The sequence below is a fragment of the Brevundimonas sp. genome, assembly GCF_016463295.1.
In the GTDB taxonomy this organism is placed as follows: domain Bacteria; phylum Pseudomonadota; class Alphaproteobacteria; order Caulobacterales; family Caulobacteraceae; genus Brevundimonas.
Map to the genome: position 1 here is coordinate 1 of NZ_JAEMRO010000067.1, position 12,037 is coordinate 12,037.

A 12,037-nucleotide genomic window follows, 5' to 3' on the forward strand; every position below is an offset into this window, starting at 1 on the left:
CCCTTCTCCCCTTGCGGGAGAAGGTGGCCGAGCGAAGCGAGGTCGGATGAGGGGTCGCACGCGCCTATCCGGTTGTCAGCCTTCGCTCGGACGCCGCCATGATCGCGCCGATCACCTCCCAGCTTCGGCTCTCGATCTGCTGGTTGGTGAACCGCAGCACCACGAAACCCTCCGCCGTCAGCCAGGCATCCCGCGCCTCATCGTGGTCGATCCGCTCGTCGTGCAGCGGCCCGTCCGCTTCGACGATCAGCCGATGCCGGAAGCAGACGAAGTCGGCGACATATCTCCCCAGCACGACCTGTCGGCGGAATTTCAGGCCTTCCAGTCGCCTGTCGCGCAAGAGTTTCCAGAGCCGTCGTTCATACAATGCGGGCTCACGCCGCATGTCTTTGGCGCGTCCCTGAAACCAATCGTCCGACACCGCGCGACCCCTCATCCGTCAGCCCTTCGGGCTGCCACCTTCTCCCGCAGGGGGAGAAGGATCAATGGATGCTAGTCCTCGGCCACGAAATCCTGGGCGAACTCGGGGCTGTCGTCGTCGCCGGGCATGAGGGGCTCGTCGTCGTTGTCCGTCGCGCGGGACGGGTCGGGGACCTCGAAGCCGACGGGGATGGACAGGTCCAGCAGGCCGGCGGCCTTCATTTCCTGCACGCCGGGCAGGTCGTAGAGGTTGGACAGTCCGAAATGCTCCAGGAAGCGGTCGGCGGTGGCATAGGTAACGGGGCGACCGGGCGTGCGCCGGCGGCCCTTCAGCTTGACGAAGCCCATCTCCAGCAGCAGGTCCAGGGTGCCGCGCGACAGGGAGACGCCGCGCACGCTCTCGATCTCGGCGCGGGTGCAGGGCTGGTGGTAGGCGATGATGGCCAGGGTCTCGAGCGCGGCCTTCGACAGTCGGCGCGGCTCCTCGCGCTCTTCGGTCATCATGAAGGACAGGTCGGCGGCGGTGCGGAAGCGCCAGCGGTCGGCGACGCATTCCAGCTCGACCCCCCGCCCCTGATAGCGGTCGCGCAGAGCGGAAATCGCCCCGCCGACATCCGCACCTTCGGGCAGGCGGCGGGCGATTTCGGCGGCGGAGAGGGGACCGGAGGCGGCGAACAGCAGGGCCTCGACGCGGCGCTCGATCTCGGTGTCGTCGGGGGCGAACTGGATCATGGCGTCAGTTCGAGAGGCATCCCCTGCCCCCGCCGCTTCAGATAGACCTCGGCAAAGGCCGTCGCCTGTTTCACGTCCATCGCCCCTTCCTTGACCAGTTCCAGACTGGCCGAGAGGGTGGAGGCGGTAAAGCTGGCCTGGGAGGGGCCGTCGGTGTCGGTGCGCTCTGGCGCGACGCGATCCAGCGGTGTCCACTGGTCCATGCGGGGCAGGATGTCGCGCAACCAGTCGCGGGCGGCCTCCAGCGCGAAAGCCTCGACGCGCTGGCCGGGATTATAGCGCCGCTGCTCCTCGCGCCGTCGCTGGGTGACATAGGCGGCCATCAGTTCGTACAGGCTGGCGTCGATGCGGTCGGACGGGACGATGACCGTCGCCTCCGGGTCGCCGCGCGTGAAGACGTCGCGCTTCAACTGGGGTCGGCTGGTGATCGCCTCGACCGCGCGGCGCATCGCCTCCAGCTTCTGCAGACGGAACGCGAGGGCGGCGGCCATCTCCTCGGCGGGTGGCTCCTCGCCCTTGCCCTTTTCGGTGCGGGGCAGCAGCAGGCGCGATTTCAGATAGGCCAGCCAGGAGGCCATCACGAGATAGTCGGCCGCGAGGGCGAAATTCCTGCGCCGCGCCTCGTGCACGAAGGCCAGATACTGTTCGGCCAGCCGGGTGATCGACAGCTTCAGCAGATCGACCTTCTGCGTCCGGGCCAAGGCCAGAAGGACATGCAGGGGGCCTTCATAGCCTTCCAGATCGACCACGAAGGCCTCACGCGCATCGACCTGTTCGACGGCGGTGAAGTCCAGATTGGGCTGGAAGGCTTCGGTCATCGAGCGATGCCCTTCCCCCCTTGCGGGGGAAGGTGGCAGGCGGAGCCTGACGGATGGGGGGGCTGGTTCAGAAGACGGGCCTTCAGACGTTCAGCGCGTGGCTGGCAGCCCCCCCATCCGAGCCGCTCCGCGGCCAACCTTCCCCCGCGAGGGGAGAAGGACATCGAAATGGTCATGCCTGCGCCTCGCCCACGTCCGGCCCCTGCGCCGCATCCAGCTTGCCGGCCAGCATCGCGTCGAAACGGGCGCGGGCCTCGAACGCGTCCAGGGGCTCGGGTGTGTGAACGATGCGGGCCAGTGCGGCGTCGGCGCGCCGCCGGGCTCCGCCCTTCAGCCTGCCCGTGCCCTCGGCCACCTGACGCATTTCGGCCATGTCGCCGTTCCAGTGGACGACGAGGTCGCAGCCGGCCTTCAGCGACGCCTCTGCCCGCTCGGTCAGGGTGCCGGACAAGGCATTCATGACCAGGTCGTCGGACAGCAGCAGGCCGTTGAAGCCCAGATGCCGGCGGATCAGCTTGATGGCCTTTTTCGACTGGGTCGCGGGGCGTTTCGCGTCGATGGCGGTGAAGACGATGTGGGCCGTCATGGCGATCGGCATGTCCGACAGCGTCCTGAACGGCGCGAAGTCCCAGGCGTCCAGGGTGTCGAGATCCGCGTGGACGGTGGGCAGCTCCTTGTGGCTGTCGGCGAAGGCCCGGCCGTGACCCGGCATATGCTTGATGACCGGCAGGACGCCGCCTGCCAGAAGCCCCTCGGCGGCGGCGCGCCCCAGCTGGGCCACGGTAGCGGGGTCCGTCGCATAGGCGCGGTCGCCGATGATGTCGTGCGCCCCCGGCACCGGCACGTCCAGCACGGGTACGCAGTCGATGGTGATGCCGACAGCCCTCAGATCGTGCGCCATCAGACGCGCGCCCAAGCGGACCAGCTCGCGCGCCGCCAGCGGGTCGTTGGTCGCCTTCAGATAGGCATTCCCAGGCGGATATTTGGGCCAGTGCGGCGGGCCCATGCGCTGGACCCGGCCGCCCTCCTGATCGATCAGGATGGGGGCGTCCCAGCCGACGCTGTCACGCAGATCGGCGGTCAGAGCGCGGACCTGATCCGGGCTGTCGATGTTGCGCCGGAACAGGATGAAGCCCCAGGGGCGGACCTCGGCGAAGAAGGCCCGCTCCTCCTGCGTCAGGCGATGGCCGCTACAGCCGTATATGGCGGCGCTGGTCACCCCGGTCAGCGCACGATGCAGTCGCCGCCGGAGGCCTTGATCGCATTGCACAGGCCGGTGGCCTGTTCGCGGCTGAGGCCCGCGACGCTGGTGCGATACAGGGTCGAGCCGCTGGAGGACTGGACCTCCTGGATGCGACGCGAGCCGCCCTGGGTGAAGCGCGAGTAGCGGCCGACGACGGCATTGTACTGGGTCTCGGCGATGCCGGGCGTGGAGAAGGCGCCGATCTGGACGCTGGCACTGCCGCCGGTGGCGGCGGGCGTGGCGGGGCGGGTCTCGGCGGGCGGTGTTGTCGGGCGTGGCGAGGGCGCAGGCGTCGGGGCCGGGCGGACGACCGGCGGGGCGGTGTCCAGCGGACGGGGCTCGGGACGCGGCTGAACCTCTTCCGGCGGGGCGGTGAAGGTCGGCGGCGTGGTCGGCACGGCCTCGGCAGTGTCATAGACATCGATGCCGGCGGCCGGATCGACGGGCTGCGCGTCGATGGGCGGTGCGGCCTTCATCTCGCCGACGACGGTGCCGACGGCAGGCGGCGCGTCCTCTGACGGCGACAGCCCGTCCATGTTGAACATGACGACGATGCCGATGATGATGGCCAGCAGCACCAGGGCGCTGACGATCAGGGTCACGGGCGGGGCCTTGCCGCCGCCGCCACCGTTGCCGCCGCCGCGGGGACGGCGCGGGTCATAGCTCTGGCGGTCGAACGGCAGGTCGTCGTCGGTCGGCGGCGTATAGGCCCCGCGGTCGCGGCCCGTGTTCGGACGGTAGGGATCTTCGTGTGACATCGGTCGCGCCTTGGAGAATGCCCACGCGAATCGCACGCGCGGGTGATCAGTCTAGCCACCCCGCCGTCAGGAATCACAGATCGAGGGCGAGGTCGAGGCTGAACAGCTTCTTGTGTTCCTCGATGGCATAGCGGTCGGTCATGCCGGCGATGTAGTCGCAGACGGCGCGGGCGCGTTTCGCCTCGTCCGCCGCGCCCGCCTTGCCCGACCATTCCGGCGGCATGGTCTCGGGCTCGGCCATGAACAGCTGGAACATCTCGGCCAGAATGCGCCGGGCCTGACTGCGGGTGCGATTGACGCGGTAGTGGCGGTACATGCGCTGGTACAGAAATTGGCGCAGCACGCCCAGGTCGGCCAGCATCTGCGGCGAGAAGGCCACCAGGGTGCGGTCGGCGGTGCGGACGTCCTCGGTCGAGCGGATGCCTGCGGCCTCGATACGGCCTTCGGTTTCGGCCAGCACATCTTCGACCATGGCCCCGATCATGCGGCGCACGGCCTCGATACGGATCATCCGCTCGTCGATGTCGGGCCAGTCGCGGCGGGTCTGATGCAGGATCGGCCCGATCAGGGGCACCTGGGCCAGATCGTCGAGGGTGAACAGGCCCGCCTGGACCCCGTCATCCACATCATGGTTGTTATAGGCGATGTCGTCGGCGATGGCGGCGGCCTGGGCCTCCAGCGAGGCGAAGGTGCCCAGGCGCAGGTCCCAGCGGGGTGCGTAGTCGGCGACGGCCTTCCACGCGGGTTCGGCCAGCATGTGATCGACCGGACCATTGTGCTTGATGACGCCCTCGATGGTTTCCCAACTGAGGTTCAGGCCCTCGAACTGGGGATAGCGTTCCTCCAGCTCGGTCACGACGCGGAAGGTCTGGACGTTGTGGTCGAAGCCGCCCCAGGGCAGCATCTGGGCCTGAAGCTCGTCCTCGCCCGCATGGCCGAACGGCGGATGGCCCAGGTCATGGGCCAGGGCCACGGTCTCGGCCAGATCGGTGTCCAGCCGCAGGGCGTGGGCCAGCGAGCGGGCGATCTGGGCGACCTCCAGGCTGTGGGTCAGGCGGGTGCGATAGTGGTCGCCCTCATGCGCCACGAAGACCTGGGTCTTTTCCTTCAGGCGTCGAAAGGCGGTGGCGTGGATGATGCGGTCGCGATCACGGGCATAGGCGTTGCGCGTACGGCTGATGGGCTCGTGGGTCAGGCGACCCCGGCTGTGTTCGGGATATTCGGCGTAGGGAGCGCGGTCAAAGGACACGGGTAGCGGCTCATTTGATGGGGCCGACCGTTGCGGTCGCCCGTCAGCGCCTCATATAGAGGGCTGTGACCAGCGTCCAATCTCCAGCGTCGTTCCAGATTTCCCCGGCCACCGGCGGGCACGGGCTGTCGCTGTCCGACAGCGCGGCCAGACGCCTGGCCAAGCTGGGCGAGGTCGAGGGCCATCCGGTCATGCTGCGCGTCGCCGTCGACGGTGGCGGCTGTTCGGGGTTCCAGTACCGGCTGGATCTGGTCCAGGCGGCGGAGGCCGACGACATCCGCATTGAGAACGACGGCCAGACCGCCCTCGTGGATGCCGTCTCCCTGCCCTTTCTGAAGGGCTCGGAGATCGCCTGGGTGGATGAGCTGGCGGGCGCGCAGTTCGTGATCCGCAATCCGAACGCCGCCTCCAGCTGCGGCTGCGGGGTCAGTTTCTCGATCTGAGGGCGTTAAGCACGCCTGTGCTGGAACCCGTCTGCGTATCGTGGTTTTCTTTCGTCAGGGAAGGGAGAACCACCATGTTCACACGCCGCCTTGCAGCCACATCACTCGCTTTCGCCGTCGGCCTGGCCTCAACCGCCTCGGCCCAGACGCCCCCGCGATTGTCGGACATGGTCGGGGCGCGTGCCGGGCAGGCCGAGGGCGAACTTCAGCGCCGAGGCTATCAGGCTACGAATCGCAGCGAGGTCGTCGGCGACGGTCGCATGACCTACTGGCGGCGCGGCGACGAATGCGTGTCGATCATGACGCGGGACGGGCGGTACGATTCCATCAATCAGGCCGGGCGAAGCGAGTGTGGCGGAGGCAGCAACTCTTCGTCTGACAGGGCCGCAGCGGCGGTGGCCGGCGTGGCCCTGATCGGGCTGGTCGCTGCGCTGGCATCCCACAACCGGCGGCACGGCGAGACGGATCGGGATCACGATCGGGAGTATGAGCGCGGCTATCAGGCCGCGCTTTACGGGGCCGACTATGACGATCGCCACGAAACCGAAGGCTATCACGACGGCTATCTGGCGGGTGAGGCCGAGGCCAGCAACCGCCGTCACTCCAACAGCCGCTGGGTCCGCGGTGCCCCGGATGCGGCGCAGCAGGCGTGTTCGCGTCGCGCGGACGAGTTCCAGAACCGCCCCTATGGCTCCAGCGTCCCGATCAGCGTGCGCGATGCCGGCAACGGGGAGTTGGAACTGACCATGGCCACAGGAAGCTATCGCTCGATCTGCCGCGTGACGGCCTCGGGCAATATCCGGTCTATGGACCCCTACTACTGAGGCTCAGGCCAGGGTCTCCATGAACCGCACGGGCTGGCCGTGCGCCTGGCCGATCAGTTCGCCGTCCTTCATGACCACGCGACCGCGCACGGTGGTGGCGACGGCCTTGCCGGTGGCCTCGAAGCCGTCGAAGGGGGTCCAGCCGCAGCGGCTGGCCATGTCCGCGTGCCGGATCGTGTGTTTCGCCTTCAGATCGACGAGGGTCAGGTCGGCGTCATAGCCCTCGGCCATCCGGCCCTTGTTGGCGGTGCCGAAGACGCGTTGGGCTCCGGCGGAGGTCAGGTCGATGAACCGGTCCAGCGACAGCTTCCCGTTCGCCACATGGGTCAGCATGACAGGCACCAGGGTCTGGACGCCCGGCATGCCGGAGGGCGAGGCCGGATAGGGCTTGGCTTTTTCCTCGATCGTGTGCGGGGCGTGGTCGGAACCGAGCACATCCACCACCCCCTGCTGGATGCCGTGCCAGAGGCCCGCAATGTGCGGGGCATTGCGGATCGGCGGGTTCATCTGGGCATAGCCCTTCAGCCGCTCATAGGCCTCGTCCCCATCCAGCGTCAGGTGCTGGGGCGTGACCTCGACGGTGGCGACGTCCTTGTGCTCGGCCAGGAAGGCGATCTCTTCCGCCGTCGAGACGTGCAGCACGTGGATGCGGCGGCCGACCTCGCGCGCCAGGCGTACCAGGCGGCGGGTGGACATGATCGCGCTGTCGGCGTCGCGCACGTCGGTGTGGCTGGTCCAGTCGCCGGGGCGGGCCAGGTCGCGGCGCTCGGCCAGGCGGTATTCATCCTCGGAATGAAAGGTGGCTCTACGGCTCACGTTCGACAGCACCTCGCGTACGCCGTCGTCGTCGGCGATCAGCAGGTCGCCGGTCGAGGCGCCCATGAAGACCTTGACCCCGCAGCAGCCGGGCAGCCGCTCCAGCTCGCCCAGCCAGGCCGCATTGCCGTGGGTGCCGCCGATGTAGAAGGCATGGTCGGTCCACATCCGGTCGCGGGCGCGGGCCAGTTTGTCTTCCAGCGTCGCCGGGTCGGTGGTGTTGGGATTGGTGTTCGGCATCTCGAACACGGCGACGACGCCGCCCAGGGCCGCGGCGCGAGAACCGGTTTCGAGGTCTTCCTTCCACTCCAGGCCCGGCTCGCGGAAATGGACCTGGGTGTCGATGACGCCGGGCAGGACGGTCAGGCCGGTCGCGTCGACTACCTCTCCCGCCGAAGCCTGGGACAGATCGCCGATGAAGGCGATGCGGCCGTCGCGGACACCGACGTCGGCCAGACCACGTCCCGCATGATTGGCCACTTCGCCGCCCCGGACGATCAGGTCGTAGGTCTGGGTCATGGCGAAGCGTCCTGGCAGCGAGCGAGAACGGCCTTATAGCGTGGCCGAGCGACCCTTGCGCAGGTCCGGACAGACTTTTTTGCGGCTCACTCGGCGGAGGCGGGTTCCGGCTCGGCCTCGGCGCGGAACGGGCTGATGCGGATGCGCCCGCCGCAGGGTGTCAGCGCCTGGGCCAGGGTCACGGAGGTGTCGTCGCCCGGCACCGTGGCGCGGATGCGGGTGACCGACGGACAGGCGGTCTGGCCCTGACCTTCGTTCGGCACGACATTCCAGGCGATGTCGAAGAAGGCCTTGGCATTGGGGGCCAGATTGACCGGGGCCGGTGCCTGACCGGCACGCAGGTAGCTACCGGGCGTCGTCTCGGAACGGATGGCGCTGAGGGTGCGGTTCTGGCGATCCTGAACGGTGACGGCGGGATAGCCGGTCAGGCTGCAGGCCTGGGTGCCCGTGTTGCGCACGCCGATGATGGCGACGCGGTTGCCGGCCCCGGCATCGCCGCCGTCTGACGACAGGGCCAGTTGGCCACCCTTGCAGGGCGGCGAGCTGGGCAAGACGCCGCCGGGTGCGTCCTGAGCGGCTTTGGTCGCCGCAGCCTCATCCACGGGCGGGGCCGTCACGACCACCGGCAGGGTGCGGCGGCAGGTTTCGAGGACCTCGCCTCCCGCAGAGGCCACACGGGTCAGGACCCCTGTCTCGATATTGTCGCGGGTGCTCAGCGTCCATTCCACGCCTTCGTCGATATAGCGGGCACCGGACGGGATCGGGGCACTGCGCAGGACGCGCACCTGATCGCGCCAGGTCACCTGGGCCGATTCCGGATCGCGGTAGGCCGCGCCGATGGTGAGACCGCTGTCGCAGACATAGCGGGCGGTGACGGGGGCGGCGTCGGCGATGGGCGGTACAGGCTCGACGGGCGGCGGCACCGACTCGGCATCGCGGTCGCAGGCGCTGAGCCCGATAGCGAGCATAGCGGCGGCGCAAACAGCAGGCTTGAAGATGGACATGTCGGCTCCCCGTCTGACGCAGGGCAAACGCCACAGTCGGCCAAAGGCTCCGCTTGTCGCGGACGCGCGTCCTGCGGTCAGGCTGTCAGCACACGCGGCAGTTTGAAGGTGACCGTCTCGCGCGCGCCGTCGTCCTCGATCACCGTCGCATCGAAGCGGGCGCTGACGGCCTCGACCAGCTCGGAAATCAGGCGTTCGGGCGCAGAGGCTCCCGCCGTGATGCCCAGGGTCCGGACGCCCTCGAACCAGGACCAGTCGACGTGGGAGGCGTCATCGACCAGTTCGGCCGCCCCGGCCCCGGCCTTCAGCGCCACCTCGACCAGGCGCACCGAGTTGGACGAGTTCTTGGACCCGACGACCAGAACCAGATCGCAGCCCTCGCCCAGCCGCTTGACCGCCTCCTGACGGTTGGTCGTGGCGTAGCAGATGTCTTCCTTGTGCGGGTCGGGCAGTTCAGGGAAGCGCCTCTTCAGGGTGGCCAGGATCTCGGCGGTGTCGTCCATCGACAGCGTGGTCTGGGTCGCATAGGCCAGGGGCGCGTCGCCGGGACGCTGGAACACCTCAGCATCCTCGACCGTCTCGACCAGGCTGATGGAGCCGGGCGGCAGCTGGCCCAGGGTGCCGACGACCTCCGGGTGGCCTGCATGGCCGATCAGGATGATGTGCCGGCCGTTGGCGTGGTGGCGCTCGGCCTCGACATGGACCTTGGAGACCAGGGGACATGTGGCGTCGAGGAACAGCATCTCGCGCGCACGGGCCGTGGCGGGCACCGACTTGGGCACCCCGTGGGCGGAGAAGACGACGGGCCGGTCGTCGGGGCATTCGTCCAATTCCTTGACGAAGACCGCGCCCATGGCCTTCAGCCGCTCGACCACATGTTTGTTGTGCACGATCTCGTGGCGGACATAGACGGGGGCCCCGAACTTTTCGAGCGCGCGCTCGACAATCTGGATGGCGCGATCCACCCCGGCGCAGAAGCCGCGCGGCGTGGCCATGCGCACGGTCAGGGGGCGCTTGCCGGACAGGGGCACGACGTCAGTAAGGGTCATGGCGCGAACCTAGTCATTGCAGCGGGGTCACGCCACCTCGGTTTGACGACACGGCGCGTTTGCCGCGCCTCGCTTTAGCCGCTATCAGCGGCGAGCGTTCGCGCTGCGTCAGGCTGTCGCCGCGCGTCTCCCTGCTGACTGGAAGAAACATCGATGCGTCGCGTCCTGAAACTGTCCCTGGCCTCGGCCATCGTCGCGGCTACCATGATGCCGCTGGCCGCCCAGGCCCAATCGCCGCAGCAGCGTCCGGGACAACAGGGGGCGTCCGAAGAGCCCGAACGCACCACCCGCGCGCCGCGGATCGCGCCCTTGAGCCGCCGCGCGGCGGCCGGCCCCTGCCCCTATGTGAAAATCCTCTATGACGCCGCCCGCTATGTCGAGATGACAGGCGAACGCCCGTCCGCCGCCAACGTCGGCTTCACCGGCGAGATCGAGGGTCTGACCTCCAACTGCATGTATCAGGCCGATCAGCCGATCACGGTCGACACGCGGATCCTGTTCAACCTGGGGCGCGGTCCGCAGGCCCAGACGGACGGACGCACCTACCGCTACTGGATCGCCGTGACGGAACGGAACAAGGCCGTGCTGGCCAAGACCTATTTCGACCTGCCCGTCGCCTTCGAGGGCGCGGACCGGACGTCGGTGACCGAGGAACAGACCATCATCATCCCCCGCGCGGAGTTGACGACCAGCGGCGATAACTTCGAGATCCTGGTGGGCTTCGACGTGACGCCGGAGATGGCGCAGTTCAATCGCGACGGCAGCCGCTTCCGCATCAATGCGGGGGCAGCACCCGCTGCTGCGGCGACGACCCAGCCTCCGGCCCAGTAGATGAGCGACCTCCGGACCCAGTTGGGCGAAGCGGTCGCCGCCGCCTTCGCCGCCGAAGGCGTGGATGCATCGCTGGCGCGTGTGACGCCGTCGGACCGGCCCGACCTGGCGGATTTTCAATCCAACGGAGCCCTGGCCGCCGCCAAGGCGCTGAAGGCCAATCCTCGCGAGCTGGCGGGCAAGATCGCAGAACGGCTGGCCAATGACCCGCGACTGTCGTCGGTCGAGGTGGCCGGGCCGGGGTTCATCAATCTTAAGCTCGCCGATGCGGCTCTGGCCGAGCGCGCGACGCAGGTGGCGGTCGATGCCGATCATGCCGGAGCAGCCGTCGTCGAGGCCCCGCGCAAGGTCGTGATCGACTTCGCCGGACCGAATGTGGCCAAACCGATGCATGTCGGCCATCTGCGCAGCTCCATCATCGGCGAGAGCCTGAAGCGGCTGTTCCGGTTCCGGGGCGACACCGTCTGGGGCGACGCCCACTTCGGCGACTGGGGCTTCCAGATGGGGCTGCTGATCGTGGCCGTGGGCGACGAGGGCAAGGCGGCAGCTTTTCTGGCCGACGGCGACGGACCCTTCCCGACCGAAAGCCCGGTCACCCTGGAGGATCTTGAGCGGCTGTATCCTCAGGCCGCCGGTCAGGCCAAGGAAGACCCGGCGTTCCGCGACCGCGCGCGCAAGGCGACGGCTGAGTTGCAGGCGGGTCGTCCCGGCTATCGCGCCCTGTGGCAGCATTTCGTTGCGGTCAGCCGCACGGCGCTGGAGCGGGAGTTCGGGGCGCTGGGCGTGACCTTCGACCTGTGGAACGGCGAGAGCGACGCCGATCCGGTCATGGCCGAGATGATCGCCCATCTGGAGACCACCGGCCTGCTGGTCGAGGATGACGGTGCGCGCGTGGTTCACGTCGCCCGGCCCGGCGAGACGCGCAAGAAGAAGCTGGCCGACGGCTCCGTGATCGAGGCTCCGTCGCCGCCGCCGCTGCTGGTCATCAGTTCCGAAGGCTCGGCCATGTACGGCACGACCGACCTGGCCACCATTCTGGACCGACGCAAGGCGATCGATCCGGACCTGATCCTGTATGTCGTCGACGAGCGGCAAGCCGAGCATTTCGAACAGGTGTTCCGCGCCGCCTGCCTGGCCGGCTATGCGACCGAGGGCAGTCTGCAGCACCTCGGTTTCGGCACCATGAACGGCACGGACGGCAAGCCGTTCAAGACCCGCGCGGGCGGGGTGCTGAAGTTGCACGACCTGATCACCCAGGCCACCGACAAGGCGCGCGAGCGTCTGCGCGAGGCCAAGCTGGGCGACGACCTGCCCGAGGCCGAGTTCGAGGA

Annotated in this window: 13 protein-coding genes; 4 read left to right on the plus strand and 9 right to left on the minus strand. The window is 68.5% G+C overall.

The window, feature by feature from the left end; translation table 11 throughout:
* Window positions 1-64 precede the first annotated feature (64 nt).
* From JHC81_RS11550 to JHC81_RS11575, 6 genes are all read right to left on the minus strand, one after another.
* A complete protein-coding gene (locus tag JHC81_RS11550; protein ID WP_292174775.1) occupies window positions 65-385 on the minus strand; it encodes a DUF559 domain-containing protein in 321 nt (106 codons plus the stop codon).
* 107 nt (window positions 386-492) lie between these two features.
* On the minus strand, window positions 493-1,152 hold the full coding sequence (gene scpB, locus JHC81_RS11555) for an SMC-Scp complex subunit ScpB (protein WP_292174777.1): 660 nt from the start codon (window positions 1,150-1,152) through the stop codon (window positions 493-495).
* Complete coding sequence (locus JHC81_RS11560) at window positions 1,149-1,970, minus strand: ScpA family protein (RefSeq protein WP_292174780.1); 822 nt, start codon at window positions 1,968-1,970, stop codon at window positions 1,149-1,151. The genes scpB and JHC81_RS11560 overlap by 4 nt, the downstream gene beginning before the upstream one ends.
* Before the next feature lie 172 nt (window positions 1,971-2,142).
* Window positions 2,143-3,189, minus strand: a complete 1,047-nt coding sequence (gene nagZ, locus JHC81_RS11565; protein ID WP_292174783.1) for a beta-N-acetylhexosaminidase — start codon at window positions 3,187-3,189, stop codon at window positions 2,143-2,145.
* 5 nt (window positions 3,190-3,194) lie between these two features.
* Window positions 3,195-3,971 (minus strand): SPOR domain-containing protein, encoded by a 777-nt coding sequence (locus JHC81_RS11570; protein ID WP_292174786.1) that lies wholly within the window; start codon window positions 3,969-3,971, stop codon window positions 3,195-3,197.
* A 73-nt stretch (window positions 3,972-4,044) separates the two neighbouring features.
* Window positions 4,045-5,220: a deoxyguanosinetriphosphate triphosphohydrolase gene (locus tag JHC81_RS11575; RefSeq protein WP_292174788.1), complete on the minus strand. Its 1,176-nt coding sequence runs from the start codon at window positions 5,218-5,220 to the stop codon at window positions 4,045-4,047.
* A gap of 65 nt (window positions 5,221-5,285) precedes the next feature.
* On the opposite strand from JHC81_RS11575, the gene JHC81_RS11580 reads away from it, so the two are divergent.
* Together JHC81_RS11580 and JHC81_RS11585 are read left to right on the plus strand one after the other, a co-directional pair.
* Window positions 5,286-5,663, plus strand: coding sequence for an iron-sulfur cluster assembly accessory protein (locus tag JHC81_RS11580; protein ID WP_292174791.1), 378 nt, complete (start codon window positions 5,286-5,288; stop codon window positions 5,661-5,663).
* A gap of 74 nt (window positions 5,664-5,737) precedes the next feature.
* Window positions 5,738-6,487 (plus strand): hypothetical protein, encoded by a 750-nt coding sequence (locus tag JHC81_RS11585; RefSeq protein ID WP_292174794.1) that lies wholly within the window; start codon window positions 5,738-5,740, stop codon window positions 6,485-6,487.
* Between the two features lie 3 nt (window positions 6,488-6,490).
* Here the strand turns inward: JHC81_RS11585 and JHC81_RS11590 are convergent, their stop codons facing one another.
* From JHC81_RS11590 to ispH, 3 genes are all read right to left on the minus strand, one after another.
* Entirely contained in the window at window positions 6,491-7,822 is a 1,332-nt protein-coding gene (locus JHC81_RS11590; RefSeq protein WP_292174796.1) for a dihydroorotase, read from the minus strand.
* Between the two features lie 86 nt (window positions 7,823-7,908).
* Window positions 7,909-8,826 carry a DUF4232 domain-containing protein gene (locus JHC81_RS11595; protein ID WP_292174797.1) on the minus strand — a complete coding sequence of 306 codons (918 nt, stop codon included), beginning with the start codon at window positions 8,824-8,826 and terminating at the stop codon, window positions 7,909-7,911.
* 77 nt (window positions 8,827-8,903) lie between these two features.
* Entirely contained in the window at window positions 8,904-9,875 is a 972-nt protein-coding gene (gene ispH / locus JHC81_RS11600; protein WP_292174800.1) for a 4-hydroxy-3-methylbut-2-enyl diphosphate reductase, read from the minus strand.
* 153 nt (window positions 9,876-10,028) lie between these two features.
* Here ispH and JHC81_RS11605 point away from each other — a divergent pair, with 153 nt between their 5' ends.
* Entirely contained in the window at window positions 10,029-10,706 is a 678-nt protein-coding gene (locus JHC81_RS11605; RefSeq protein WP_292174802.1) for a Tat pathway signal sequence domain protein, read from the plus strand.
* A partial coding sequence (argS, locus tag JHC81_RS11610; RefSeq protein ID WP_292174805.1) for an arginine--tRNA ligase occupies window positions 10,707-12,037 on the plus strand: 1,331 nt, incomplete at its 3' end. It abuts the gene before it with no gap.